Source organism: Vibrio sp. B7, from assembly GCF_963888765.1.
In the GTDB taxonomy this organism is placed as follows: Bacteria; Pseudomonadota; Gammaproteobacteria; order Enterobacterales; family Vibrionaceae; genus Vibrio; species Vibrio anguillarum.
Genome location: NZ_CAWPKR010000001.1, coordinates 147,330 through 174,178 on the forward strand (window position 1 = coordinate 147,330; position 26,849 = coordinate 174,178).

General features: G+C 44.9%; 30 protein-coding genes. 12 read left to right on the plus strand and 18 right to left on the minus strand.

Annotation, left to right across the window (positions count from 1 at the left end; all coding sequences use genetic code 11):
* Positions 1-56 precede the first annotated feature (56 nt).
* The 12 genes from AACV32_RS00710 to AACV32_RS00765 all read right to left on the minus strand — a co-directional run bounded on the left by AACV32_RS00710 (position 57) and on the right by AACV32_RS00765 (position 13,111).
* Complete coding sequence (locus AACV32_RS00710; protein WP_129532834.1) at positions 57-1,466, minus strand: sigma-54-dependent transcriptional regulator; 1,410 nt, start codon at positions 1,464-1,466, stop codon at positions 57-59.
* A complete protein-coding gene (locus AACV32_RS00715; protein ID WP_013856306.1) occupies positions 1,466-2,524 on the minus strand; it encodes a sensor histidine kinase in 1,059 nt (352 codons plus the stop codon). Before AACV32_RS00715 ends, AACV32_RS00710 begins: the two co-directional genes overlap by 1 nt.
* Positions 2,525-2,653: 129 nt before the next feature.
* On the minus strand, positions 2,654-4,120 hold the full coding sequence (locus AACV32_RS00720; RefSeq protein WP_017045739.1) for a sigma-54 dependent transcriptional regulator: 1,467 nt from the start codon (positions 4,118-4,120) through the stop codon (positions 2,654-2,656).
* A gap of 248 nt (positions 4,121-4,368) precedes the next feature.
* Positions 4,369-4,779, minus strand: coding sequence for a flagellar export chaperone FliS (gene fliS, locus AACV32_RS00725; protein WP_010318718.1), 411 nt, complete (start codon positions 4,777-4,779; stop codon positions 4,369-4,371).
* A gap of 10 nt (positions 4,780-4,789) precedes the next feature.
* A complete protein-coding gene (locus AACV32_RS00730) occupies positions 4,790-5,095 on the minus strand; it encodes a flagellar protein FliT (RefSeq protein WP_013856304.1) in 306 nt (101 codons plus the stop codon).
* Position 5,096: 1 nt separating this feature from the next.
* Entirely contained in the window at positions 5,097-7,097 is a 2,001-nt protein-coding gene (gene fliD, locus AACV32_RS00735) for a flagellar filament capping protein FliD (RefSeq protein ID WP_170895567.1), read from the minus strand.
* A gap of 22 nt (positions 7,098-7,119) precedes the next feature.
* The gene (flaG, locus tag AACV32_RS00740) at positions 7,120-7,548 is read right to left on the minus strand and encodes a flagellar protein FlaG (RefSeq protein ID WP_013856302.1); all 429 of its coding nucleotides are present in this window, start codon (positions 7,546-7,548) and stop codon (positions 7,120-7,122) included.
* Between the two features lie 74 nt (positions 7,549-7,622).
* The gene (locus tag AACV32_RS00745; RefSeq protein WP_026028066.1) at positions 7,623-8,753 is read right to left on the minus strand and encodes a flagellin; all 1,131 of its coding nucleotides are present in this window, start codon (positions 8,751-8,753) and stop codon (positions 7,623-7,625) included.
* A gap of 286 nt (positions 8,754-9,039) precedes the next feature.
* Positions 9,040-10,173: a flagellin gene (locus AACV32_RS00750; RefSeq protein ID WP_017048868.1), complete on the minus strand. Its 1,134-nt coding sequence runs from the start codon at positions 10,171-10,173 to the stop codon at positions 9,040-9,042.
* Positions 10,174-10,415: 242 nt separating this feature from the next.
* Complete coding sequence (locus AACV32_RS00755; protein WP_017048867.1) at positions 10,416-11,549, minus strand: flagellin; 1,134 nt, start codon at positions 11,547-11,549, stop codon at positions 10,416-10,418.
* Between the two features lie 125 nt (positions 11,550-11,674).
* On the minus strand, positions 11,675-12,577 hold the full coding sequence (locus AACV32_RS00760) for a Dyp-type peroxidase (protein WP_094147537.1): 903 nt from the start codon (positions 12,575-12,577) through the stop codon (positions 11,675-11,677).
* A gap of 66 nt (positions 12,578-12,643) precedes the next feature.
* Complete coding sequence (locus tag AACV32_RS00765) at positions 12,644-13,111, minus strand: DUF2919 domain-containing protein (protein WP_170895568.1); 468 nt, start codon at positions 13,109-13,111, stop codon at positions 12,644-12,646.
* Between the two features lie 179 nt (positions 13,112-13,290).
* Between AACV32_RS00765 and AACV32_RS00770 the strand changes: the two genes are divergently transcribed.
* Positions 13,291-13,632, plus strand: coding sequence for a DUF2956 domain-containing protein (locus AACV32_RS00770; RefSeq protein WP_017048864.1), 342 nt, complete (start codon positions 13,291-13,293; stop codon positions 13,630-13,632).
* 4 nt (positions 13,633-13,636) lie between these two features.
* A complete protein-coding gene (locus AACV32_RS00775) occupies positions 13,637-13,990 on the plus strand; it encodes a DUF4156 domain-containing protein (protein ID WP_094131609.1) in 354 nt (117 codons plus the stop codon).
* A 21-nt stretch (positions 13,991-14,011) separates the two neighbouring features.
* Here the strand turns inward: AACV32_RS00775 and AACV32_RS00780 are convergent, their stop codons facing one another.
* A complete protein-coding gene (locus tag AACV32_RS00780) occupies positions 14,012-14,299 on the minus strand; it encodes a winged helix-turn-helix domain-containing protein (RefSeq protein WP_010318729.1) in 288 nt (95 codons plus the stop codon).
* Between the two features lie 203 nt (positions 14,300-14,502).
* Here AACV32_RS00780 and AACV32_RS00785 point away from each other — a divergent pair, with 203 nt between their 5' ends.
* From AACV32_RS00785 to AACV32_RS00800, 4 genes are read left to right on the plus strand one after another with little or no spacing between them, the layout of a single operon-like run.
* Positions 14,503-14,850 (plus strand): ArsC family reductase, encoded by a 348-nt coding sequence (locus tag AACV32_RS00785; protein WP_094125471.1) that lies wholly within the window; start codon positions 14,503-14,505, stop codon positions 14,848-14,850.
* Between the two features lie 16 nt (positions 14,851-14,866).
* Positions 14,867-16,000, plus strand: coding sequence for a succinyl-diaminopimelate desuccinylase (gene dapE, locus AACV32_RS00790; RefSeq protein ID WP_170895569.1), 1,134 nt, complete (start codon positions 14,867-14,869; stop codon positions 15,998-16,000).
* 3 nt (positions 16,001-16,003) lie between these two features.
* Positions 16,004-16,687, plus strand: a complete 684-nt coding sequence (locus AACV32_RS00795; protein WP_170895570.1) for a M15 family metallopeptidase — start codon at positions 16,004-16,006, stop codon at positions 16,685-16,687.
* On the plus strand, positions 16,659-16,868 hold the full coding sequence (locus AACV32_RS00800; protein WP_013856288.1) for a DUF2897 family protein: 210 nt from the start codon (positions 16,659-16,661) through the stop codon (positions 16,866-16,868). The genes AACV32_RS00795 and AACV32_RS00800 overlap by 29 nt, the downstream gene beginning before the upstream one ends.
* Positions 16,869-16,911: 43 nt before the next feature.
* Here AACV32_RS00800 and bamC read toward each other — a convergent pair whose 3' ends face one another.
* Entirely contained in the window at positions 16,912-17,931 is a 1,020-nt protein-coding gene (bamC, locus tag AACV32_RS00805) for an outer membrane protein assembly factor BamC (protein ID WP_088729052.1), read from the minus strand.
* Between the two features lie 52 nt (positions 17,932-17,983).
* Positions 17,984-18,862: a 4-hydroxy-tetrahydrodipicolinate synthase gene (dapA, locus tag AACV32_RS00810; protein WP_026028067.1), complete on the minus strand. Its 879-nt coding sequence runs from the start codon at positions 18,860-18,862 to the stop codon at positions 17,984-17,986.
* A 282-nt stretch (positions 18,863-19,144) separates the two neighbouring features.
* Here dapA and AACV32_RS00815 point away from each other — a divergent pair, with 282 nt between their 5' ends.
* Positions 19,145-19,687, plus strand: coding sequence for a glycine cleavage system protein R (locus AACV32_RS00815; protein ID WP_013856284.1), 543 nt, complete (start codon positions 19,145-19,147; stop codon positions 19,685-19,687).
* A gap of 13 nt (positions 19,688-19,700) precedes the next feature.
* On the plus strand, positions 19,701-20,168 hold the full coding sequence (bcp, locus tag AACV32_RS00820; RefSeq protein ID WP_017050949.1) for a thioredoxin-dependent thiol peroxidase: 468 nt from the start codon (positions 19,701-19,703) through the stop codon (positions 20,166-20,168).
* An 81-nt stretch (positions 20,169-20,249) separates the two neighbouring features.
* On the opposite strand, the gene AACV32_RS00825 is transcribed toward bcp, so the two are convergent.
* The 3 genes from AACV32_RS00825 to AACV32_RS00835 form a co-directional block, all read right to left on the minus strand.
* Positions 20,250-22,121: a methyl-accepting chemotaxis protein gene (locus tag AACV32_RS00825; RefSeq protein WP_170895571.1), complete on the minus strand. Its 1,872-nt coding sequence runs from the start codon at positions 22,119-22,121 to the stop codon at positions 20,250-20,252.
* Between the two features lie 213 nt (positions 22,122-22,334).
* Complete coding sequence (locus AACV32_RS00830; RefSeq protein WP_017042765.1) at positions 22,335-23,411, minus strand: AI-2E family transporter; 1,077 nt, start codon at positions 23,409-23,411, stop codon at positions 22,335-22,337.
* The gene (locus tag AACV32_RS00835) at positions 23,412-23,639 is read right to left on the minus strand and encodes a sulfurtransferase TusA family protein (protein ID WP_017042766.1); all 228 of its coding nucleotides are present in this window, start codon (positions 23,637-23,639) and stop codon (positions 23,412-23,414) included.
* Between the two features lie 194 nt (positions 23,640-23,833).
* On the opposite strand from AACV32_RS00835, the gene AACV32_RS00840 reads away from it, so the two are divergent.
* From AACV32_RS00840 to AACV32_RS00855, 4 genes are read left to right on the plus strand one after another with little or no spacing between them, the layout of a single operon-like run.
* The gene (locus AACV32_RS00840; protein WP_170895572.1) at positions 23,834-25,291 is read left to right on the plus strand and encodes a beta-barrel assembly-enhancing protease; all 1,458 of its coding nucleotides are present in this window, start codon (positions 23,834-23,836) and stop codon (positions 25,289-25,291) included.
* 23 nt (positions 25,292-25,314) lie between these two features.
* Entirely contained in the window at positions 25,315-25,665 is a 351-nt protein-coding gene (gene arsC, locus AACV32_RS00845; protein ID WP_017042768.1) for an arsenate reductase (glutaredoxin), read from the plus strand.
* Positions 25,662-26,234, plus strand: coding sequence for an NAD(P)H:quinone oxidoreductase (gene wrbA, locus AACV32_RS00850; RefSeq protein WP_017042769.1), 573 nt, complete (start codon positions 25,662-25,664; stop codon positions 26,232-26,234). The genes arsC and wrbA overlap by 4 nt, the downstream gene beginning before the upstream one ends.
* An 8-nt stretch (positions 26,235-26,242) precedes the next feature.
* Complete coding sequence (locus tag AACV32_RS00855; protein WP_026027302.1) at positions 26,243-26,668, plus strand: DUF2069 domain-containing protein; 426 nt, start codon at positions 26,243-26,245, stop codon at positions 26,666-26,668.
* Positions 26,669-26,849: the final 181 nt, after the last annotated feature.

Genomic DNA, 26,849 nt, shown 5'->3' on the forward strand with positions numbered 1-26,849 from the left:
GCTGTGCTGCTTCTTTCTGTGATGCAGCAATTTATATGCCACTACCCACTTTGGGGTTAATTCGGGATATCAATTCCTGCATCACGCATTTTCGCTAATTTATAACGCAGTGTCCTAGGGCTAATTCCGAGCTTGTCAGCCATCTCTTTACGGCGGCCTTGGCACTCGACTAAAGTATCCATAATAATGGTGTACTCTTGATCTCTCAGCTCATCACCCAATGCAGCGCCATTGTTATTAAACAGCTTATTCACTTCGGCTTGTGCTACAGGCTTAATCTCTGGTGTGGCAATATCGCTGCGCTCTACGACTTGTTGCAAGCTGCTAGCATCTTGCCAATCAACCCCTTCCAACAAGATATGTTCACTTGCAATGTCTCCTTGTTCGCTCAAGATCAGCGCGCGTTGCACGACGTTATCAAGTTCACGGACGTTGCCCGGCCAAGCATAACTAAGCAACTTGTTAATGGCTTGCGGCGCGATACAAGGCACAGGTAAACCAAGCTTAGTGCAGTGACGCTCTACAAGGTGGTGAGCAAGCGGTTCAATATCCCCTTTGCGGTCACGTAGCGCTGGCCATGAGATTGGGAAGACGTTGAGGCGATAATATAAATCATCACGGAAATTGCCTTCCTGCACATACTGCTTTAAGTCGCGGTTGCTGGTCGCCAATACGCGGACATCAAGCTTAATGCTTTTACGCCCCCCCAAGCGTTCCACTTCACGCTCTTGGAGTACACGCAGCAGTTTTGCTTGTAGGTTCAGATCCATCTCGCTGATCTCATCGAGTAAAATGGTCCCACCTTGTGCTTGTTCAAATTTGCCCGGACAAGCTTGTACCGCTCCTGTAAATGCCCCTTTTTCATAACCAAATAAGGTGGCTTCGAGCATGTTGTCTGGAATGGCGGCGCAGTTGATCGCCACAAATGGCCCATCTTTACGCGGAGATGAGTTATGAATGTAGCGAGACATGACCTCTTTTCCTGAGCCGCTTGGGCCCAAAATCATGACGTTAGCATCGGTTTTTGCCACTTTGTCGGCAAGTGACAATAAGCGCAGGCTTTTCTCATCGGCAACAACCGCATCACCATTATCATCCGATTTCACTGGCGCGTAACGGCTAACCATGTTGAGTAGCACTTCGGGGGCAAAGGGTTTTGCCATGTAATCAATGGCGCCCTCTTTCATCGCCGAGACCGCATCTTCAATATTGGCGTACGCCGTCATCAGCAACACGGGTAAATTGGGCCAGTGCTGTTTGATGTTGCGCAGCAGTGCAAGGCCACCCATGCCAGCCATTTGAACGTCAGAGACAACAATATCAACAGGATGTGCTTTGAGTTTAATCAGTGCATCTTCGGCGCAATCAGCTTCCAGCCATTCATAACCAGCCAGCGCCAAAGTATCGACTAACGCTTCGCGTAGACCTTCATCATCTTCAACGATTAAGACTTTGCTTTGAGCCATCATCCTTCTCCAGTCTCTGTTGGTGAAGAAGGGGCATGACGCTCGAGTGGAATGCACATAGTAAAGCAAGCACCCTCCCCTTCTTCTGAAATTAATTCCAATCGCCCATCATGGGCGCGGCAGACCATTTGTACCACCGCTAACCCTAACCCCGTTCCTTGTGAGCGAGTGGTAAAAAACGGTTCCATAATTTTACTTTGCAGCGCAGCAGGGACTCCCGGGCCACTGTCTTGTACCGAGATTTTCAGCTCACCATTTACCGGGCGAAAAAAGACATCAATTTGCGACGCCTTACCCGCAATTTGTATTGCGTTCATCACTAAGTTACTCAGTGCAGAGGCAATGGCATTTGCATTGCCTAACACCACTGTCCCTTCTTGTTCCACTTCCTGATGATAATCAATTGCGCTATTTTTTAATGCCGTTTCCACCATGGGAACAAATTCGCTGACCAAGTCAGTCACTGTAAACGGCTGAATGACTTTATTGTCACCACCTTTGGCAAACAACAACATATCATTGACTTGTTTTTCAAGATCATGAAGCCTATCCATCAGCTTAGACTGAAAACGCTCTCTTGTAGCGTTTGGCAAGTTAGGCGCACCTAAATTTGAGGCATAGAGCATGGCACTGGATAACGGTGTGCGAACTTGGTGTGCCAAAGACGCCACCATTCGACCGAGTGAGGATAAGCGCTGTAAATCACTGATGCGTGATTGAAGTAACCGAGTTTCGGTTAAATCGGTGATTAATATCAATTGGCCTGTTGCTGATGCTGAAATGGCTAATCTAACTTTACGACCATTGCGCAGCGAGATTTCATGCCCATCATCTTCTCTCGGCGCAAAAGCACTTTGAATGACGGAATACCATTTTTCACCCGCCAATGGGACTTGCAATAACCGCTGAGCTTCAGGGTTAGCTTCTCTGACTACGCCTTGAGTATCGAGCAAAATGACGCCAGCAGGCATCACATCAAGAACCTGTTTATAGCGCTCAACTTGATCCTCTACAGAATCCAAGTGAGATTGATTAATGGGTGTGTCAGGAGACTGCATGTCGAAATTCTACCTATAAAACAACAATAGCCTAACACGCAAAATACATGCCAGGCTATTTTTCTTTAAAATCAAAGAATTAATCCATTGCCAATATATTGACTAAACTTTACCCATGCTGTTTTTGAATCACCGTTGCATATTGTATTTACGCATTTTTTCAACCAAGGTCGTACGGCGCATACCCAGCATATCAGCGGCACGCGCTACCACTCCGCCTTGAGCTTCAAGGGCTTGGTTGATCATATTGACTTCCAAGTCCGCCAATAGCTCTTTCAAATTCACGCCTTCAGGAGGCAATGACTGCGGTGCGTTGAGATTTTCGTGCATCTCTTCGACGTCTTCAAAACTGAAGTTTTCAGAGAAAATACCCGCCAGCACATCACGTTCTTGGTCTTCAACAGAACCATAAGAGCTGTGCTCTGGTTGGAATTCTGGAATATCACTATAGCGGTATTTAGTTGGTAAATGATTGACGTCGACGAGACTATTTGGATAGAGAATGATCATCCGCTCAACTAAATTCGCTAGCTCACGAACATTGCCCGGCCAATTGTGTTCCATTAACGAATTGACTGCTCGCGGGGTAAAACAAAATGGCTGTCCACCTTCCGCTTCCATACGTGTCATGAGTTCTTGTAACAGCAATGGGATGTCGTCTTTGCGATCTTTTAGCGCTGGCATTTCAATTGGGAAAACATTGAGTCGATAGTAAAGATCTTCACGAAATGATTCATCATCAATCATGTTTTCTAAATTGCGGTGAGTCGCTGACACCACACGCACATTCACTTTAATGGTGGTGTTACCGCCCACACGTTCAAAGCAGCGTTCTTGTAACACACGCAACAACTTTACCTGCATCGACATCGGCATATCACCGATCTCATCGAGAAATAAAGTACCGCCTTCGGCAAGCTCAAAACGACCTTTACGCGCGGTTATCGCTCCGGTAAACGCCCCTTTTTCATGACCAAATAATTCACTTTCAAGTAAATCAGCCGGAATCGCACCACAGTTAATCGGCACAAACGGACCGTTGCGGCGTGCAGAATGATAATGGATGTTACGCGCAACCACTTCTTTGCCCGTTCCAGATTCACCTAAGATCAACACATTAGCTTCTGTGCCTGAGACTTGCTCAATCAAATGGCGAACTTCTTGGATACCATGACTTTGGCCTACAAGGCTACGAAATAAGGTATTCTTACGCGATGTAGAGGGAACTTGCACGCCTTTGCGTCCTAAAAATTCTTTGCAATGTCGTAATGCGTCACTCAGTTGAGGGTAATTAAGAGGTGACTCAAGTTCACCGACGTATTGAGTAAATTCTTCCAATGAATATGGCTGCTTGTTTGCCATTAGAAGTGGAATATAATTGGCCTTAGTCAACCACTGAGCTATCTCATCAGTTAACTGCTCACTTTTTAGCGATCCAATAATGCAGCCCCCCCACAATCTTGAACAATCAATATCCTTGATTTGGGATGACTCGATCGCCTCGCAGTGCTCTCCAACAAATTCTAAAATGTTACTTAGATTGAGACGGATCTGCGGATCGTCTTCTATCACAAGCAGTTTTGCTAAACCTTGCATAGGTGAGAATATTTGCCTTAAATCAGAGAAATTGTGGCCGCACTTCTGAAAATCGTTATTCAGTTTTGTTTTTCTATAATCACTTGATTAAACGATAGACAATTTGTGGAATTCAGCAACAAAAAAAGCCATTAGGCTAGTAATGGCTTCTATTCTATGGAATAAAAAAAATAAGGCAACCAAGCAATGAGCTGGTGTGACATCAGTTAAAACTTTAAAAAATAAGTGCCTAAAGTTTTATAAATAACTTATATGCCCACTTCGCTTGCCGTTAGATTGTGGTATTCAGGAGGGATTTGATCCCATGCTGATTTAATTTCTCGAATGATGTCGATCACATCATCCAGTGGTTGCGGGTCATTCTGATGATTCGCTTCGGTGATCTGAGTGATCATAAATTCATAAAGCTGATCTAAATTTTTTGCAATATCCCCGCCATCACTCATCGATAAGCAACTGCGTAAGCTAATAATGATATCCAATGCTTTACCAAGGCGTTCACCCTTACTTGGAATATTCCCCTGTAGCATTGCTGCTTTTGCTTGAATAAGGCGTTCAATGGCACCCGCCATCAACATTTGTACGACTTTATGCGGCGAGGCCGCACTGAGCTGGCTATCCACTGATACCTTTTTGTATGCCTGTAAAGAACCGCGCATAGTCTTCCTCTTATAAAAACTTTTTGTATTGCTGAACGGATTTATTACCGTGTCGGTATTTTTGGAGCGTTCTACCGATCTCGACCGTTTTTGACTGCATCAGTTCAACAAGATGTTTAGTTTCATCAATAGCCTCTCGCCATTGGCTCGACATTGCAAACTGTGGATTTTCTGACGCATGCGTCAGTAAGTTTTGCAATATCCGTTCCCTTTTATCGACAAGATGATTGATTTCTTCAGTATTAATTTCATCAATGACAAGCATTGCTCTTATTTGGTGATCTAGATCACTTAAAAGGTCGAGTTGCTGTTCCATATCAGCCGCCTAACGCATTCATCATACCAGCTAATTGGTTCTGCATTTTACTGGTCGCGTCTTGCATTGCTGAAAACTTAGAATGCGTTCGCTTCTCCAAACTGTCCATGCGGCGATCAAGTGCCGCTTGGTCGTCCGCCACACGGTAGTTGCGTTCTACTAAGCTTTTTTCGCGTGTGCGAATCGACCCTGTCACCCCCGTCATGCTCTGAATAGCATCTTCAACCCGTTTGGCAAATCCTTGGTTTCCACCAAAGAACTCACCTAGCTTATTAAAGTTGTTATTGAGTTGGCGATCTAGCATGTCGTAGTTAATTTCAAGTGTCCCTTGTCGTGTGGTGGTAATACCAAACTCAATCAGACTTTTGATCTCTTCTGGAGCCTGCTCAATTCTAGTCGAAAAAACACTACGTAGGCGAGAGTCTGCACTGCGCACAATACTGTCACTCGCCAGTGGCCCAGCTTGGCCAGTCCGAGGGTCTACGCCTCCAAGTTCTTTAGAGACCTGATAAAACTGATTATACGCCGCGACAAATTGTTCAATATCATCGCGCACGGTTTTGCGGTCATATTCGATGCCAATTTCAGCCGGTGGTTTGCCTTTGGCCGTTTGCCCTTTAAGGGTCAAATCAACCCCTTCAATCGCATCTTCAATCACGTTGTTGTTGCTAGAAAGGGTCGCCACACCGTCCAAAACCACCACGGAATCTTGGCCTGCTTGTACTTGAGTCATACCTTGATAGGCGTCAAACGATGCTTGTGCCGCTCTAAGTTCAGCATCTGCTTTGTCCACTTTATCTAAATACTCACGCTCTTGCGGGTCAAGCTTTTCACGCTCTTTCTGCTTGGCTTGCTCTGGCGTCAGTTCACCACTACGCACCGCCGCCGCAACCGCGGCTTTTTCAGCTGCTAATTGCTGTTCAAGCTTGGCTTGCGCTTCTTTGGGAGTGACATAGGAGTCAACCAAAGTACCAGAAGCAGTATTGGTCCAACCGGGCACATCTGGCGCTTTTTCTAACGCGGTCGCATCAAGCTCTGGCTCAGGTTCATAGTAGGAATCGAGTAAGGTGCCAGAGGCGGTTTCAGTCCACCCTGGAATACGATCTTGCGGTTTCAGATATTTATTGGCAGCAACACCGGCGGCGGCAGCAGCTTTGACGGCGGCGTCGGTTAATTCACCGGCAGCATTAGCGACTTTACCGTCGGCAGATACTTGCCCGGCGACTTTTTGAACACCACTCGCCATACTTTGGTCAACTTCGCGTGCCGCCGCACCTATTTTCTCGGCGACTTTTGCAGCGATAGCTTGTTGAGCTGGCGTGAGTGGTGCAATGATTTGTTGCGCCGCAGCGCGTGCTTTTTCTAAATCTTTAACGCGCTCTTCCAGCGTTTTGTACTCTAGATTTTTGAGCGGATTTCCGGCATCAGACTGAGCATTAATTTTAATGTCATGATCTTTTCCAGATAGATTAGAGGCCACAATCAAACGTGGTCCTTCAACATCATTGATTACCGAAGCACGAACTCCGGGATTGGTTTTAGTGCTGTTGATACCGCGAACGATATCAATCAATTTTGAATTGGCTTGGACATCAACATCAAACTTCTGATCACCAAGTGAAATCTGCAGCTTACCAGGACCAAACTTTGCCTCTTTATCTAAAACATCCGAGGCAACTTTATGGCTCTGTGCAAGCTGCAACACATCGATAGCATATTTACCTGCTATTGCGTCAGTGGTGGCTGTCGCGGAGACGACATTTTCATCAGTAGTATCGACTTTTCGCAAAGCGAAAGCCTTCTCCTGACGAAAATTCGTCATAAGATTTTTCATCGTATCCAGCGACTCTTTGAGCCGGCCGTAGGCACTGATACTGGCATCAATTTGGCCAAGCTCATTATCAATACGTTGCTGCTTAGGAACGCGCTCTGCATTGACAATTTTGCTGACCAAGGAATTGATATCCATGCCAGTATTCATACCCATCGGGCCTAAGCTCATTAAATCACCTCAAAAACTACGATTACACCTTAGCAACCAATAAACCTGTACTGTGGTCTTTTTGTCTGGCAAGGCGTCGCAAAACCTCTAGCATTTCCTCGTTCGGGATCTGACGAATAATGTCACCAGTACTGGCTTCATAAATCGTCACAACATCCCGTCCTGATTCTTCATCGACTCTAAACGCTAAGTCTTTGTTGATAGATGAGATAAATTCATTCATCTGCTCTACCATCTTGGCTCTTTCCGATTTGTTGATCTGCTCTCGTTGCTGTGCAAGCTCGATTGCCGCTTCAACGCTTTGGTTTTGCCTATTTCTTAACTGTTCAGTACGATTCACCTCATTTTGTTTCGAGGAAGCGCGTGTCGCGCCATCGTTTTCTGAAGCAAATTTAATGCCACTTTGCGAGCCGTAAGGCTGGATGTTCGATGTGTAGGATGGTATTTCCATAACAATCTCCCTTCCACCTCATAGGTTGGCAGTGAAAACACTGCTTTCCCCACAAAGCTCCATTCGCCTATCGGTTAACCCAATAGACTAAGAGCTGCAGATGGTGACTGCTTCGCCTGTGCCAAAACTGACGTACTCGCTTGCTGCAAAATCTGCGACTTCGTCATTTGGGTTGTTTCACGGGCATAATCAGTATCCTTAATTCGACTACGAGAAGCGTTGACGTTCTCGTTGATGTTATCAAGGTTACTGATGGCATGACCGAAACGGTTCTGGAATGCACCTAACGAGGCACGTTGGCTATCAACGGCCTTTAGTGCACCATCAATCAAAGCTACAGCTTCCTGAGAGCCGCCAACCGTTGTGACATTGATGTCTTTGACGGTTACGTCTTTACCTGCAGCAAAACCAATTTCAGTACCCAGTCCACCACCAATAGTGACATCGCTTGAGACTTTTTGATTGGCGGCAAACAGTTGCAGTTTACCTTCATCACCGACTGAAGCTTTGATGTCACCATTTTGACCATTAATGTAAGTAGCGACCTCTTCTAAGTCATCACCCGCTTTAGCGTTAATGGTGACTTCGCGAGCTTCTCCTTGTTTATCAGTATAGCTCAGAGTCAGATCCGTCGCATTGGTGACTGACCAGTCAGGCGCTTTGCCATTTGTCGCGACATAGCTCTTACCGCCCATCGCTTTTGTGTCAGAACGCATGTCGCTCATGGAAAGCATCACAGCTTCACCAGAATCGGCACCAATTTGGAAAGATTTATTACCAAACGAACCATTTAGCAGTTTATTACCACCAAACGAGGTTGTTTCAGCAATACGGTTTAATTCATCATTGAGTGCTGAGACTTCCTCTTGGATCGCTTGGCGTTCTGAACTTGAGTTAGAACCGTTTGCTGATTGTAAAGAAAGATCTCGCATACGTTGCAAGATGTTGGTGGTTTCATTCATTGCACCCTCTGCGGTTTGTGCAATGGAAATACCATCATTTGCGTTTCTTACCGCCATATCTAAGCCACGGCTTTGTGACGTTAAACGGTTTGAGATTTGTAGACCCGCTGCATCATCACGCGCGCTATTGATTTTATAGCCCGATGACAGACGCTCCATCGATTTCTGCGTACCATCGGCGGCGTTATTTAAGTAACGCTGTGCGGTCATTGCAGACACGTTAGTGCTTACATTAATTGCCATATTGATCTCCTTAGGCATTGTGTTGATGTACTTCCGTGTCTCTCACCTCACGTCGGTACACCTCATTTCTCTCGTATCCTTTAACGGCGAAAGATTTATATCCTTTAGAAAAAAATAAGCCTTTTTTTAAAATTTATGCAGCGAGCATGATAAATGTGATTAGCGTCAAAAAAGTAAGAAAAATAATGCTGCATCGACTAACACTTTTTCCACTTTGCCACTAAGTAAAAAAATCCAGCCGAGGCTGGATTTTCATTAAGGGTAACTCTTGAGCTATTGGGCTCTTTTAGCCAAGTAAGCTAAGTGCCGCTTGTGGCGCTTGTTTTGCTTGAGCAAGCACTGAGCTTGATGCTTGAGAAAGAATTTGCGACTTAGTAAGCGCTGTTGTTTCTTTGGCAAAGTCAGTATCTTTAATACGGCTCTTAGAAGCACTCACGTTTTCGTTAATGTTATCTAAGTTGCTGATTGCATGGCTAAAGCGATTTTGGAATGCACCTAATTGTGCGCGATGGCTATCTACAAATTGCAGTGCAGCATCAACAATGGCAACCGATTCTTGCGCACCGCCAACAGAGGTTACGTCAATAGTATCAACAGTAACCGTTTTACCTGCACCGATACCAAGCTCACCAGCAAGACCACCAGCAAAAGAGACCGGCCCTTCAACTTTATTGCTACCAGCAAAGACTTGCAGTTTGCCATCTTGATCAACAGAGGCTTTCACCATATCTGTTTGACCATTGATGTAAGTCGCTAACTCTTCAATATCATCGCCTTCTTTTGCTGAGATATCGATGGTTTGATCTATACCTGAAGTATCCTTCAGTGTGATTTGTAGATCGTTGCTGCCAGCTTGAACTGACCAATCTTTATCTTTGCCGTTCGCCGCTTGGTAGCTTGTGCCGCCCATCATGGTGTTATCACTGCGCATATTATTTAGGCTAAGCATAACCGCTTCACCGTTATCAGCACCAATTTGGAAGGATTTGGTTGCAAAAGTACCGTTGAGTAATTTATTACCACCAAATGAAGTGGTTTCTGCGATACGGTTTAACTCGTCATTCAGAGCGGTGACTTCTTCTTGAATTGCCACACGCTCTGACTTTGAGTTTGAGCCGTTAGCTGATTGTAGTGACAAGTCACGCATACGTTGCAAAATGTTGGTCGTTTCATTCATCGCACCCTCAGCGGTTTGTGCAATAGAAATACCGTCATTCGCATTACGCACTGCTACGTCAAGACCGCGGCTCTGAACATTCAAACGGTTAGAGATTTGTAGGCCTGCCGCATCATCTTTTGCGCTGTTGATTTTAAAGCCAGAAGATAGGCGTTCCATTGATGTTTGTTGTGCATTGCTAGCGCCGTTTAGGTAACGCTGTGCTGTCATCGCTGATACGTTGGTATTTACATTAACTGCCATGGTGATTACTCCAATTGATTTTCCGATGTTTCCGGTTTCCGACGTCTCGGAAAACCAAATAGTTCTCTCAAAGTTACTTTTTATAACGGCGGTATTTTCCAAAGCTTGAGGATTTTTTTTCGATTTTCTTAAAAAAATGTGTTTAGTGTAAAAAACAGGACAAGAGGTCAAAAACCCATCAGAAAGGTAATAATTTCGCTAAAGATTTGTTGATAAAAGTCGATAAGTGTTGCTTTTTATCGCTAGCGAAGTAAGGCCAATGCTAGGTTTGGCTGTTTTTTGGCTTGCGCAAGAATAGAGGTACTGACTTGTTGTAGGATTTGCTGTTTTACCATTTGGGTGGTCTCTTTCGCATAGTCCGTATCTTTAATTCGACTGTTTGAAGAAGCGAGGTTCTCATGTACGTTGTCGAGATTGTTGATAGCGTGGTTAAAACGGTTTTGCAACGCGCCTAACTCAGAGCGATGGCTATCAACGTACTGCATTGCGGTATCAATGATGGCAACCGCTCGCTGCGCACCACCGACTTCGGTAATATCAAGAGTGTCTACTGCTTCATATCCCGTCACATTCATTTGCAACTGATTGGCTAAGCTACCTTTAAAATCAATAGTCCCAGAGGTTTCTTTACCCGCCATGAACAGCTGTAGCTGTCCTTTGTCGTTGACTGACGCCGATACTTTATCGGTTTGCCCATTGATGTAGGTTGCCAACTCTTCAATATCGTCCCCTACTTTTGCTTGGATTTGAATGTTGTGCTGTTTTCCCTTGGCATCGGTATAGCTCATGGTGAGCTGCCGATTATCTTGTGTCACCCGCCACTGGCTATCCGCCATGCCTGCCGCAACATAGCTAAAGCCCCCCATATCCAGACTGTCTGAACGCATATTTTTTAACGAAACTTGCACTGCTTCGCCAGAGCTCGCCCCTATCTGAAATGAGGATTGACCAAACGAACCGTTCAGTAACTTACGACCACCAAAAGAGGTGGTTTCAGCAATTCGGTTTAATTCATCGTTCAAGGCGCTCATTTCTTCCTGTAAAGCTTGCCTATCCGCTTTACTGTTCGCGCCATTCGCCGACTGCAAAGAGAGATCTCGCATACGCTGAAGCAGGCTGGTGGTCTCTTGCATTGCACCTTCAGCAGTCTGCATGATTGAAATGCCATCATTAGCATTGCGTACAGCGACATCTAAGCCCCTCATTTGCGACTCAAGGCGATTCGAAATTTGTAAACCCGCAGCATCATCTTTAGCACTATTAATACGCTTCCCGGAAGCAAGACGCTCCAAAGATTGATTCAACATTTCGCTTGCTGAGCCTAAGTGGCGCTGCGCAATCAAAGCAGAAACATTGGTATTAACGGTAATTGCCATAACAGACCCATGCCATAGAATGAATGATCTCTTTATCGGACAGTAGACGCTTTTCTTTACATAAAATGCTTAAAAAAGAAAAACCGAGCACAAGGCTCGGTCCGATAGTAGGACAATATTGAAACTTACTTTAGTTCAAGATGTTGCAGCATCTCAGCTGAAGGGGCAAAAAAGTACGCGCCCGTCACGGCTTTGGTAAAGCGCAGCAGTTGGTCTGTTTTACCATCCGCCACACCATACATACTTTCCAACATCACTTTAAAGTTATGCAGCGTATGGCAATAAGCAATGAATAGTAAACCGTGCTCACCACTCACCGTACCGTAAGGTAAGCTATGACGAACAATTTTTAGCCCTTTCCCCTCTTCTTTGATATCGACACGGCCAACGTGAGACGCTGCAGGTACATCATCAAGCTCAATCGAATCAGGCTTAGTGCGCCCAATCACTTTTTCTTGCGCCGCCACATTTAAGCGATTCCAAGCTGGAAGGTTATGCACAAAACGCTGCAACATCACATAGCTGCCGCCAGCAAATTCACCATCAGCAATCAGTGCCACTTCTTGACGTTTTTCGGCTTTAGGGTTTTCAGTGCCATCGATAAAGTCCGTCATATCTCGCGCATCTAAGTAACGAAATGAGTAGGTTTCATCCACCATTTCAACCAACTCAGCCACGGGTTCCATCCATTTACGCAACACATAAAACAGCAAGTCATGACGATGAGAATGGCAGTGAATCAACACATCCACCTCGGTACTTGGTGCTATGGTTTCGCCTTTACCAAGCTCAGGAAAATCAATCAGCTCTTGTGGTATGCTTTGGTTTAAACGCTGCCAAAAGGTGCGAGTAAATGCGACCGACACGGTTAATTCAGCGCCGGGTTGATGTTGATTTATCTCATTGACTAAAGCGGGCAATGCTTTTAATTGCGCTAAAACATGCGCCGGATTTTGCTTTACTTTTAAAAGGCTAAACAGTGCAAACGGACCTGCTTCAGGCAGAATCGCGGTTTGAGGTTGTGTCATAAAATATCCTCACTTACTTATTTTTGCTCAGTGTAATTCAGTTTTTTGGGGCGACCTTGATTGGGATCACGCCTTGTCTATGAGCGGGATAGAAAAACAATCACGCACACTTTTACTCTTCAGTAGATATAGAGCAAACCATAACAGCACCAACAGTGTGCTTGCATTGGCCCAATTAAAAACGCCGTGCTCTAAATAGATATGATAAAGCGTTTGTATAAATTGCAAGATAACCATAAGTAACGTCAGCGGTTTTCCCATGCTAACGATGCGGTTTAGCCACGATCGTTCAGGAGCACGTAAGCTGATAAGCCACATCAGAATGATACTTGGCAACCCCATAATCAACCCCAAATAAAGCATCGAATGGTCTGGGTAAACAATGGTTAAAATCGTCGTGCCATTATCTCGGCTTGCTCCTGCCACCACGAAAACAATCCAAGCTTTTGCCAAAAATAACCAACCAAGCCAGATAAGTTTAGGGGCTTTAAGAAAACCATGTTGGTCGTATCGCTCTAACGCATAACGCATCAATACCTTCGCTCTTTTAAAAAAACGTTTTTACTTTAGCGAATCGATTTCAAATAGCTAGCCAGATCTTTTGCTCTTGACCAGTTTCTAACTTGAACATCACGCATAGTGATCAATCTCAATAGTGAAGGATGACGATACGTGATAGGGTAAGCGCCTGTCTATAGCCGCTTGTAAACGTTATGAATAAAACGATTATTCCCTCAGAACAAACTCAGCAACAAGCGATGAAAGTCGCCTTAGCCACTCAAAAGCAAGGGCAAACGAAAGAACAAACCAAGCTGATCGCTCAAGGCATTGAGAAAGGCATAGCCTTGTATAAAAAGCAGCAAAAAGAGAAAAGCCGACAGGCAGATAAAGCAAAAAAAAGAGCATTGCAGCTAAAGAGAACCGCACAAAATAGAGAAGAAGAACCCGCGCAGATTGAAACTTCATCCAGCTTGGTATCGACCTCATGGTTACCTTGGGCACTGCTGATCGTGAGCTGGCTTGGTTTTATCTCTTATCTAGTTCTGAAAGGTTAAACTGATGAAAAGACTGTCTATATTATTGCTGGCAGCGCTAATGATAGGCTGTAGCTCATCACACAGCCCACTCCCAAACGATGCAGATCGCATTCAGATTCGTACTGATGCCGGATTTGATGCTGGTCAGTGTGACTGGTTAGGGGATGTGACAGGCAGTGAAGGTTACTGGTTCAGCTCTTGGCTCATTCCCAATGACAGATTGATTCGAAGGGCGGTAAACGAGCTAAAAACTCACGCTCATCAACTGGGAGGCGATACAGTAACGCTCGACTACTCCAATTATTTCAAAACCTCTGTCACGATTTTCGGTACTGTTTATCGTTGCTTACCCAATGTGAAAATGAAAACACCATAAAAAAAGCCAGCAAATGCTGGCTTATGCACTAAATCCAAGGCTAGTCGCAATATCACAGCGACGATCTAATACCCATTGACTATCAAATGGCCCCCAATCAGAGAGTTGATAGTAACCATCATTGTGACGCCTTCCATCTTGAACAAACATCAGTTCAATCCCTATTCCTGGCAGTGCTTTCAGGACATCCTGAATCGTACGGCGAGGCCACCCCGTTTTTTCGATGAGTTTGGGCACGTTTGGTCTTTCAAGGCTTTCTACTAACAAAGCTAAATACAGTCGCCTTGCAAAAACAGGACTCAGTTCCATTGACACCTCCTATTACTGTGCCGCTTCATTATTTCTGTTTTCACATTTAGAGTGTTGCGTTCGATCAATAACTTTCCAATCGTAAGCAACTGAAACACATTTTTTTTAAACAACGAAATAAAAGCATCTCTATTTTGTAAGCCACAGCGCTTCCTGATAGGATTTGACCATTAAAAAAATAATACGCCTCAACAAGGATTTTTATGACGATCACTATGTATGGCATTCCCAACTGCGACACCATTAAAAAAGCACGGAAATGGTTGGAAGCTGCGGGGGTGGATTACCAATTTCATGACTACCGTAAACAAGGTATTGATGCCGAGCTCGTGGCTCAGTTTTGCCAAGCACTTGGTTGGGAAAATGTACTCAATAAACGCGGTACAACTTTTCGTCAGCTCACGCCCTCACAAAAAGAGTCGTTAGATGCTAACAATGTAGTGACCTTGCTGGTTGAGCAACCTGCTATGATCAAACGGCCTATTTTATTGGTCGATACCCATTACCATCTCGGTTTTAATGCTCAGCAATACGCTGCTATTTTCTCTTAATACAAGGATTTCAAGGATGACAGACAGCCCTGTACTGGCGCTCGCAAAAGATCTCATTAGTCGCCAATCAGTAACTCCTGAGGATGCAGGTTGCCAAGACCTGATGATTAAACGCTTACAAGCGCTAGGGTTTGAAGTGGAAACAATGGTCTTTGAAGATACCACTAATTTTTGGGCTCGCCGCGGCACTCAATCGCCTCTTTTTGCCTTTGCTGGCCATACGGATGTGGTTCCCGCGGGTCCTTTAGCGCAGTGGCATACAGCGCCGTTTGAACCGACTGTAATTGATGGTTATTTACATGGGCGCGGGGCGGCAGATATGAAAGGCTCGCTTGCTTGCATGGTTGTCGCTGTCGAGCGCTTTATTGAACAGCACCCTAACCATCAAGGTTCGATTGCCTTTTTGATCACTTCAGATGAAGAAGGGCCATTCATCAATGGCACCACTCGCGTAGTCGATACGTTAATGGCGCGTAATGAGCCAATTGATATGTGTATCGTCGGTGAGCCATCGAGTACATTAAATGTGGGCGATGTGATAAAAAATGGCCGTCGTGGCTCAATTACAGGCGATCTACAGATAAAAGGGATTCAAGGACACGTTGCTTATCCTCACCTTGCTAATAACCCGATTCACCAAGCCTTGCCTGCGTTAGCCGAACTTGCGGCAATAAAATGGGATGAAGGGAACGCTTATTTCCCACCGACCAGCTTCCAAATTCCAAACTTGCAAGCTGGCACGGGAGCATCAAACGTCATCCCCGGTGAGTTTGACGTGCAGTTTAACTTCCGTTTCAGTACCGAGTTAACCGGTGAAGAGATCAAGCGCCGCGTGCATTCTATCTTAGATGCCCATGGATTGGATTATGAATTACGCTGGACATTAAGCGGCCAACCTTTCTTGACCGACACGGGCTCATTACTGACTGCCGTCGTTAAAGCCGTCGATGAGGTGAACCACAAATCCCCAGAGCTATTAACGACGGGGGGCACATCTGATGGACGCTTTATTGCCCAGATGGGCGCACAAGTGGTCGAACTTGGTCCTGTTAACGCGACAATTCATAAAGTTAATGAGTGCGTTAAGATTGCCGATTTAGAGAAACTGACGGATATGTACCAAAAAACCCTAGAGAATTTATTGGTGTAACCCATGACTCCAGAGCAGTTGACCGGACAAACCGACTCCCATTTAACATCAGTGCTGATTGGGCAGAAATCTTTCTTGGTTCACCCCGGGGTGCTCCAAGATTTGCTCGCTCTAAAGCAAGCGGCTGACGACGCTGGTTTTGATTTCCATATCGCCAGTGGGTTTCGTGATTTTGAACGCCAGTTGAACATCTGGAATCGGAAAATGTCAGGGCAAGCCGAATTACTGGATAATAACAGTCAACCGGTAAACCCTGCTCAGTTAAGCGAAGAACAAAAGATATTCACGATTTTGCGCTGGTCAGCGCTGCCCGGTAGCAGCCGCCACCATTGGGGGTGTGACTTTGATGTTTTTGATCGCAAAGCATTACCGACAGGTGTCACGCTCAAGCTTGAACCGTGGGAATATCTCTCAGGCCACCAAGCTCCTTTTTATCAATGGATGAAAGAGCATTTACCTAAGTTTGGTTTTTTCTTCCCCTACCAAGGAAAGAAAGGCGGTGTTGCGTTTGAACCTTGGCATATTAGCCACAAAACAGCGGCTAAAGACTGCCTTGACCTGTTGACGCCAAGCATATTGGCGACACAGCTTGAAAACATGCCGCTCCTAGGTGTGTCGACGGTACAAGAGAACTTAGATCGGATCTACACTCAGTACATTGTTAACATCAGCCAACCGGAGTCCTAATATGGAATTCATTACCAACCCTTGGGTTATCACTATTGTAATCTTAGCGGTGTTTATCGGTAATATTGCCGCGCTGAAATACACGGCTAACATGAAATTTGGCTTGAAAGGGAAAAAGAGTGATCTGGATAAACTCAACGAACTTGATAAGCACGAAGACTCAGATTCAGAGCAAAAATAAAGGGACTTTCGTCCCTTTATTTTTCATGGATTCGTCATCACAATTACTGACGCTCGGCAATCGCCGACAGTACAGGTACCATATCTTTCAGTAGTTCTTCTTCCACCGGCTTGCCGGCTGAATTGGTCACGTTGATCGAGGTACGGTTGCCTAGATCACCTAATAAGAAGGTGTAAGTTCCACTTTTCAACGAGATAGGTTTCACGCCAATGTCTTGCCAAAAGGCGTCATCTGGCGCGGAGTATTTCGCTTTTATTGTACCTTGAGATTGATTGCGCTCTTCGAGCGTAAAACCGAACTGCGGCATAAGATTAGGCAAACGTTGCCACAGAACATCGTAAGAGGTACGAGCAATAATGACAGGGAAACCACTACGGTCACTGCCCATCGTAATGGGGATCTGTTTAACCAACTGTTGAGCTTTACGTGCTGCTTCTTGACGTAGATCGGTATCGTAACGAGCCGTGACCAAATTGGTCATGAACGCATTATAACGCTCTTTATTGGTGGCACTCACTGGCATCTCTTTGCCACCTTCACGCCAACCAGTCAATGAAATCTTAAAGCCAAAACGATTATTCGCCATCACTCGTGAGATTTGGTAGCGGCTACCAATCTCAACTTCTTCATCTTCAGAAACCCAAGTCACCCAATCAGTATCAATCTGGTTTTCACTTTGTGCAGCGATACCAATGTTTCGCTCTTTAAGCATGGCTAACGCAGTTTGCCACACCTTGTCGGCTTCATCTTGCTTGATCATCCATAATGTCACTTCGCCATTTTGGCGCTCGGCACGCGCGCCAGGGATCAATTCTAATACTTGTTGAGGAGGACGAATATCCACAGTACGGCCAATGCCACCTTGGAAGTCACCTTCTGGTATTTGGTAGTTAAGATAAAACTGCGGAGTGGCTCCTTCAGGAAGTTGCCACTCTTTTAGAGCCGGGGTTTCTAAATAAGCAAAATCATCTTTTGCTTGGCGACGCTGAGAAGCGTTACCAGCACATGCGCTTAAAACAAAAACAGCTAGTGAACTGATAACTAGCTGATGAGTAAATTTCATTCAAACTCCTAGACTGCCGAGGAAAAAGCCTCGGCACAATATTGAATCGATGTTAGAAGATACAAGCTTCGGTCATGGCTTGGGCAACCGTTGAACGTACAGGTTCAGACAGTTCAGTCAAAGGTAGACGTAGATCACCATTTGTAATCAATCCCATTTTGTGAGCAGCCCATTTCACTGGGATCGGGCTCGACTCAACAAACAGACCTTTATGCAAAGGCATTAAACGTTGATTAATAAGCTCAGCCTCGTCGAATCGGCCTTCTAATGCTAAGTGCATCATCTGCGCCATATCTTTAGCGGCAATATTATTCGTCACCGAAATAACACCTTGTCCACCTAATTTAACAAACTCCAAACCTGTCGCGTCATCGCCACTTAATAAAATAAAGTCTTTTCCACAAAGCTCACGATGAAGAGCCACTCGGCTCAAATCACCCGTTGCATCTTTCAAAGCGACAATCGTTTTAATTTCAGCAAGGCGAGCGACGGTTTCTGGACGCAAATCCACCGCTGTACGGCCTGGTACATTATAGAGAATCTGAGGGATATCAGTCTCTTGAGAAATTGCTTTGTAGTGTTGAAATAAACCTTCTTGGGTTGGTTTATTGTAATAAGGAGTCACACTTAAACAGCCAGCAATACCTGTGTTATTTAATAAACGGCTAAACGTTACCGCTTCATGAGTAGCATTCGCACCCGTTCCCGCAATCACAGGAATACGTCCTTCGGCAAACTCGACGGTTTTTGCGACAACTTTGACATGCTCTTCAACGGTTAGCGTGGCAGATTCACCCGTTGTTCCGACGGCAACAATGGCGTCAGTTCCGGCTGTCACGTGAAAGTCCACCAGCTTCTTCAAACTAACAAAATCAACCTCACCATCATGATTAAACGGTGTAATGAGCGCTACGATACTTCCTGAAAACATGTCCATCTCCCTAATTTGTTACTTTCTGCATGGTACTGTAAGGCGATTGAAAAACACAAGGGATTAAATTCGCTTAATCAGCCCATTTGGATGAATATTTATCAGATGTTAGAGGTTTAACAAACAACATCAATTAAGGGCAAACTTTATAGCGGATCTGAATATGTCGATGTCAACAACACGTTATTTTCAAGACGGAGTTCTTAAAAAGCTATTCCACCACCGTTCCTCTATAATTTAACTGTGATAACATGCCCAAAACGATAAAAGTGAAGCGATATTATGACTCAGCATCTAGTGATCACTGCTGTAGGGACAGACCGCCCTGGTATCTGTAATGAAGTGGTACGTTTAGTTACGCAATCAGGCTGCAATATCATCGATAGCCGAATTGCTTTGTTTGGCAAAGAGTTCACGCTCATCATGCTGGTCTCTGGCAATACAAACCACATCACCCGAGTAGAGACAACCTTACCTTTATTAGGCCAACAACATGATCTCATCACCATCATGAAACGTACATCACCTCATGATTATCAAGATAATGCCTATACGGTTGAAGTGTTTGTTGAGTCTGAAGACAAAATTGGCCTAACAGAGAAATTCACTCAATTTTTTGCCAATCGTAATATTGGTATGGCTTCACTGAGTGCGCAGACGATTCATAAATCGAAGTTACATCTTGATCACGACCAATTTCATATTGCCATTACCGCCAGTGTCGATTCAGGGTGTAACTTAATGCAACTACAAGAAGAATTTGACAGTTTATGCAAGACACTGGATGTACAAGGTTCGCTCAACTTTATAAAAAACAGTCAATAAAAAAGGAAGAATAATGAAAACGCTTACTGCAGGCACGCCAGCACCTGCTTTTTCACTTTTAGATCAAGATGGAAATACCGTTTCCCTTGCTGATTTCTCAGGGAAAAAGGTGTTGTTCTACTTTTATCCTAAAGCCATGACACCAGGTTGTACCGTTCAGGCTCAAGGCCTTCGAGATGTAAAAGCAGAACTCGATGCTCACAACGTAGTGGTACTCGGAGTCAGCACCGATCCCGTGAAGCGTTTAGGAAAGTTCATTGAACGTGATCACTTAAACTTTACTTTATTATCCGATGAAGACCACGTGGTTGCTGAGCAGTTCGGCGTATGGGGTGAGAAGAAGTTCATGGGCAAAGTTTATGATGGCCTACACCGGGTTAGCTTTTTAATTAACGAGCAAGGTATCATTGAACAGGTTTTTGATAAATTCAAAACCAAAGATCACCATGAAGTGGTACTTGATTATCTAAACGCCCAATAATCAAAACTCGACCGAAATAAAAAATGCCAGTTCTTAATACTGGCATTTTTGTAACACGGCTAATAAAAAGTTGATGTGTAATTACACAATGAACTTATTGAGCAGAGCATCTTGCTCACGAACGTTTTCCGTTTGAACCTGCATTGCGATATTGGCTTCTTCAGCAGATTGTGCCACTTGCGTCGACAAATCTTTAATCTTCACTGTATTGGTGTTGATCTCTTCAGCCACAAGGCTTTGCTCTTCTGCCGCAGATGCAATTTGGATATTCATGTCCGAAATCACTTGTATCGCATCACGAATACGGTTCAATGCCGAATTTGCCGTTTTCGCTTTATTCACCGCATCAACAGCCGTCGTTTTACTTTCATTCATAGCCGAAGAAACCGAACTCGCTCCTGCTTGTAATTGCTCAATCATACTACGAATTTCGGTGGTCGATTGCTGAGTGCGCTGAGCTAGTGTACGCACTTCATCAGCAACAACGGCAAAGCCACGGCCAGATTCACCCGCTCGAGCCGCTTCAATCGCCGCGTTTAAGGCAAGCAAGTTAGTTTGATCAGCAATGTCATTAATCACTTTCAAAATAGTTTCAATATTTGCCGTCGCGGACTCTAGGCCTTTCACCTCTTCCACCGCTTGGTCAATGCGGGCCGATAAATTGTCGATCGACAATGTCGTTTCACTGACCACACTGGAACCATCTTGCGTTGCTTCATCGGCTTCTTTCGCCGCTGCTGCTGCACCTTGCGCATTATTGGCAACTTCTGTCGATGTCACTGCCATTTCGTGCATTGCAGTGGCTAGTTGCTCTAACTCTTGTAACTGGGTGCGCATCGCTTCTGCTGACTCATGAGCACCTTGCACCGTGAGCTCTGTGCCACGCATGATCTCTTCACCAATCGCTTTTGATTGCGTGATCTGCTTTTGCAGCGTCTCAGTAAAGGTATTAAACCCTGATGCGAGTTGAGCAAACTCTTGGTCCGTATTGGTATCCAAGCGTTTGGTTAAATCCCCCTGCCCTGAGGCGACATCTTGAATCGCTTCATTGAGCACACCCAATGGGCGCATTAACACCTTAATCAGTAGCGTCAAGCCAATCATACTCAACACAAGCCCAATTAACGTATAGATAATAGAGCTATTGCGTAATACGCCAATCGCATTGAAGGCGATGGATTCATCAACAATCGCACCGATGTACCAGTTCTCACTTGGAATATGAGTGAAGCTGACGAGATAACGGGTACCATCAATTTCAATCTGTTGGTCCCCCTCTTTCAGAGTCACTTGTGGTAAATAAGTCGATAACTTCTCACCATTATTTTTGGTATCAGGGTGGGCAATCGTCGCTCCATCACCTGAAACAATAAAGAGGTAACCCGCATCGAATAAATTAATAGAGTTCACCAATTCAGCTAAACCCGTCAATTCCATATCGTAGAACATGGCACCAGAGAATCGACCTTGATCGTAAATAGGCGTACCAATAGAAATGATCACATTTTTGGTAGAAATATCGACATACGGCGCTGTAACGATAAGCTTTTTCGATGCTTTAGCATCCACAAACCAAGGGCGCTTGCGAGGATCGTAATCGGCACTTGGCTCCCAACCGTCATCATTCTCCACCACTTTACCATCGGATTCATACCCTAACCCTATGGCTAAAAAGCTTTTTTTCAACTTCGGTTTTTCAAGAATGTTTTTAACGTAATCCCGGTTGAGCGGATCAAGCTCAATCACCTCAGTCATTGACTGAGCTAAGGATTTTTTGCTTTCCATTTCAGAAACAATGGTGTTTTTAACCCCTGCTTCCATTTCATTCAGACTTTTTGTAACTAGGGATTCTATTTCCGAGCGCACAATGCTCAGTTGCTGAATAGAAATAAGCGAGACGGTAACAAGCAGAAGTGCAGAAGAAGCTGCAACTATTTTTTGGCTAAACTTCATAAGTATCCCTCATTGATGCCAAATTAATTATCATTTTTGTGGTTATAGTTAGTTATCGCCAAGTTACAAAAAATCTATAGCTTTTTTACACATCCACTTAGTTCAGTCTAATCAATATTTACTATTTGGCAAAAAAAAGCCTAAAACGATTACGGTTTAGGCTTCCTTAGAGATTCTGTTTACTCTCTATTTTTTATTTATAATTCAGTGATTTTAGGGTGATTCAGCCTCAACAACAGGTTCATCAGTGCTGGGCAAAGCATGCCATACTGCTTTTACTAGAGTGGCAAGAGGAATTGCAAAAAATACGCCCCAAAACCCCCATAGCCCACCAAAGACTAACACCGCGACAATGATAGCAACGGGATGTAGATTAACGGCTTCAGAAAATAGAACGGGAACCAATACGTTGCCATCCAAAGCTTGGATGATGCCATAAGCAATTAATAATGTGTAAAACGGCGGAGTCATGCCCCATTGGAAGAGACCAACGATGGCAACTGGCACCGTCACAGCGGCCGCGCCAATATAAGGGATCAAAACCGATAGACCCACAGCCACAGCAAGCAACACCGAATAACGTAAATCAAGAATGGCGAAAGTGACGTAACTGATACTACCAACAATCAGTATTTCTAACACTTTTCCACGGATGTAGTTTGAGATTTGTTGGTTCATCTCTTGCCATACTTTAGCCGCGAGTTTACGGTTGCGTGGCAATAACCCACTGGTCATTCGCAGCATTTCATTCTTATCTTTCAATAAAAAGAAGACCAGCAACGGCACTAGAATGAGATAGACACCCAAGGTGGCCAAACTCACAAGAGAAGCAAGTGACCCTTTAACGACACTTTCCCCCATACCTAAAGCCTGGTTCTTCGCATTGCTTATCACCGACTCAACAATCTGTAAGTTATCGAGTTCAGGGTAACGTTCAGGAATACTCAAAATGAAGCTTTGCAACCCTGCATACATGTTAGGAATGTCATTGATTAAATTACCAACCTGTTTCCAAATGGTTGGTACTAAACCAAAGATAGCCAGCAGCATCAAACCGACAAATAGCAAAATCACCAAAATTACGGAAACGGACCTAGGAAGCCCAAAACGGCGCAATTGCATTACTGGCCACTCAAGTAAATACGCCAGCACAATGGCCACAAGCAGCGGCGCAATCAAATGGCCGAAGAAATATATCGTTACAAAACCAAAAAACAGAATAGCAACCAGACTAACGGCATGAGGATCAGAAAAGCGTCTTTGATACCAACGAGTTACCATTTCAAACATTTAATCGAGTTCCTTAATTACTTTTAGCCAAAAATAGCCGGGTGACGTGTTCCACTGGCAACGAAAGCCATGAGCAGACAAATATTTTTCTATATCCTGTCCTGAGCTGACGTCGTTAAGCCAAATGTCTAATACCTCACCCAAAACCAATTGAACAGTGTGACGCTTCGCAAGTAATAAAGCCATCGGACAACGCTGCTGGCGTAAATCCAGAATATTTGGTTCCATTCTTCTGCTCAATGCTTAATATAGGCCTGCCATTGTATCGAGTTTTGACTGGCATGCCAGTGTTTATCGATACTCAAACACCGGCTGGCTTACTCTTCTCTCTCTACAATTTTTGGCCGTTATTTTGAGTTGGAAACCAATTCACACATTCAATGTCATACAGACAAGAAGATCACGGAATATCACTGACAAATATGAAGTTTAAACGCGCTCGATCCTTACTTTGCCTCTGTATTACTGTGGCGATAAACGCCCCTTCCTTGAGCTATGCCGACACCATAGAGCTACCGGACATTGGGACAGTAGCAGGTTCGACCTTGACGATTGATCAAGAGCTTATTTATGGTGATGCTTATATGCGCATGCTGCGTAACAGCCAGCCTATCGTCAATGATCCGGTGCTCAACGAGTACATCGATAGCCTAGGGCATAAATTGGTTGCCAATGCCAACGATGTAAAAACGCCGTTCACCTTTTTTATGATCCGCGATCGCAATATCAATGCGTTTGCCTTCTTTGGCGGTTATGTTGCGTTGCACTCTGGGTTGTTTTTGCATGCACAAACAGAAAGCGAACTCGCTTCGGTTCTTTCGCACGAAATTGCCCACGTCACGCAGCGCCATTTAGCACGCAGTATGGAAGACCAAGCCAGACGCTCACCAGCAACAATCGCCGCATTGGCTGGCTCTTTGTTACTGGCCATTGCGGCACCTGAAGTGGGCATTGCCGCCATTACCGCCACCACCGCAGGCAGTATGCAAAGCCAAATAAACTATACGCGCAGTAATGAAAAAGAGGCTGACCGATTTGGTATTGCAACGCTAGCCAAGGCGGGGTTTGATGCCCAAGCCATGCCAAGGTTTTTTGGCCGCCTCGCTGATGAATATCGTTACGCTAGTAAACCGCCACCGATGTTACTAACCCACCCGCTGCCAGAAGATCGTATTACCGACAGCCGTGAGCGTGCCCAACACTACCCGCCTATGCGCCTTCAACCTTCATTGGATTACCATTTAGCACGCTCGCGAATTGTTGCTCGCTATGCTGGGATTGATAATGAAGCCGCTCTTGATTGGTTTAAGCGTGCGGAGAAAAAAGAGAGTGCGACTCTCGCGCCAGCCTTCCAATATGGCAGAGCCTTGGTTTATCTCGATAGCAAGCAATTTGATAAATCAGAGGCGATTTTATCAAAGCTGGTTGCACAAGACCCAACAAACAATTTCTATCTTGATGCGATGGCCGATCTCGATATCGCTCTAAATCAAGCGGCCAAAGCCCAAACCTTGCTCGAGAAGGCGCTTAAACAGAAACCGAACAATCCAACCTTAACAATTAACTACGCCAACAGCTTATTAAAACAAGATAAATTGTCTGATGCCATTCGGGTATTGCAGCGCTACACCCATGACAACCCTAATGATACCAACGGCTGGCATTTGCTATCAGAAGCGAATATCGGCATTGGCAATAGCCAAGAAGATCTTGCTGCGCGGGCGGAGCTTCTAGCGCTCAAAGCCAATTGGAATAAAGCAATTCAATATTACACTCAAGCAAGTCAACTCGCCGAACTTGGCAGCTTAGAACAAGCTCGCTACGATGCACGCATTGACCAATTGATGGTGCAACGAGACCGATTCTTATCACTCCAATAATCACAATACAACGAGGAGAAGTTATGTCAGTCGTGATTTATCACAACCCTAAATGCTCAAAAAGTCGTGAAACTCTGGCACTGCTGGAAGACCGCCAGTTAAAGCCACAGATCATCAAATATTTAGACCAAGCGCCAACCATCGAACAGTTGAAAACCTTGTACGCTCAACTCGGGCTACAACAGGTTCGTGATATGATGCGCACCAAAGAAGATCTCTATAAAGAACTTGGCCTAAGTGATGATGCACTTACTGATGATCAACTATTTTCAGCCATGGCCGCGCACCCTAAGTTGATTGAGCGTCCCATTGTTGTCGCCAATGGTAAAGCGCGCCACGGCCGTCCACCAGAGCAAGTACTTGAGATTTTATGAGTATTAAAGTCGTCGTACTTTATTACAGCAGGCACGGTTCAACGCAAGCACTGGCAAGGCAAATCGCACGCGGAATTGAAGCACAAGGCGCAACAGCGCTCTTGCGCACCGTTCCGGCGCTAGACAATCATGCAGAGCAAACGACCGATCCCTACCTGACTCTGGATGAGTTAAAGCAATGTGATGGTTTGGCTTTTGGCAGTCCAGTCTGGTTTGGCAATATGGCCGCGCCACTGAAGCATTTTTGGGACCAAACGACCCCTTTATGGATTAGCGGCGCATTAATTGATAAACCCGCTTGCGTGTTTACTTCTTCATCCTCTTTGCATGGCGGCCAAGAGAGTACGCAACAGAGTATGATGCTGCCACTGATGCATCATGGCATGTTAATCGTTGGCATCCCTTATTCAGAGCCTGCACTGCATACCACAACCTCTGGAGGCACGCCATATGGTGCAAGCCATGTCGCAACACACTCGCCACAACTCACTACGCACGAAAGTGAACTGGCTAAAAATTTAGGAAAACGGCTGGCAATGCTAGCCAGCCGATTAAAGGACAGATTATGACGGCAGAAATGATGCCAAGCACCAAGCAGTACCGATGGCTAGCTTTACTGAGTAACTTATCCCTAATTATATGGGTGGTTTTATGGCAATTCTCGCTCTCTCCTCACCCTCATCTTAATCATGTTGCATTGGCCATTGCATGGGTTATCCCACTGCTTTTACCATTACCGGGAATTTTGGCCGGAAAACCCTACACTCACGCCTGGGCCAACTTTGTTTTAATGCTCTACTTTCTACACGCATTGACGCTGATTTATGTTGATGGAGGGGAGCGCTGGTTAGCGGTAGTGGAACTGCTACTTACATTTGCCGCTTTTGTCGGTAATACCTTGTATGCTCGCCATCGCGGTAAAGAGCTCGGACTGAAACTCAAGCGTCTATCTGAAGTCGAAAAGCAAGAGAAAGCCAATTTTACCCACGATAATCAACCATAGAGTCAATCCATGACAGGATTGCCTATTCTTCTCATACAAAAAGAGCCCTGATGGGTAATGCCGTTCACTTAAGAGTGAACGGCATTTTTGTTCTTAGCATACCGTTGTGGTCTAGGCTTAACTGTTCTAGGGAATGTTCTTTCCCTTCGCCCTTCAAGTATTAAGCTTTCAGCCATGTTGT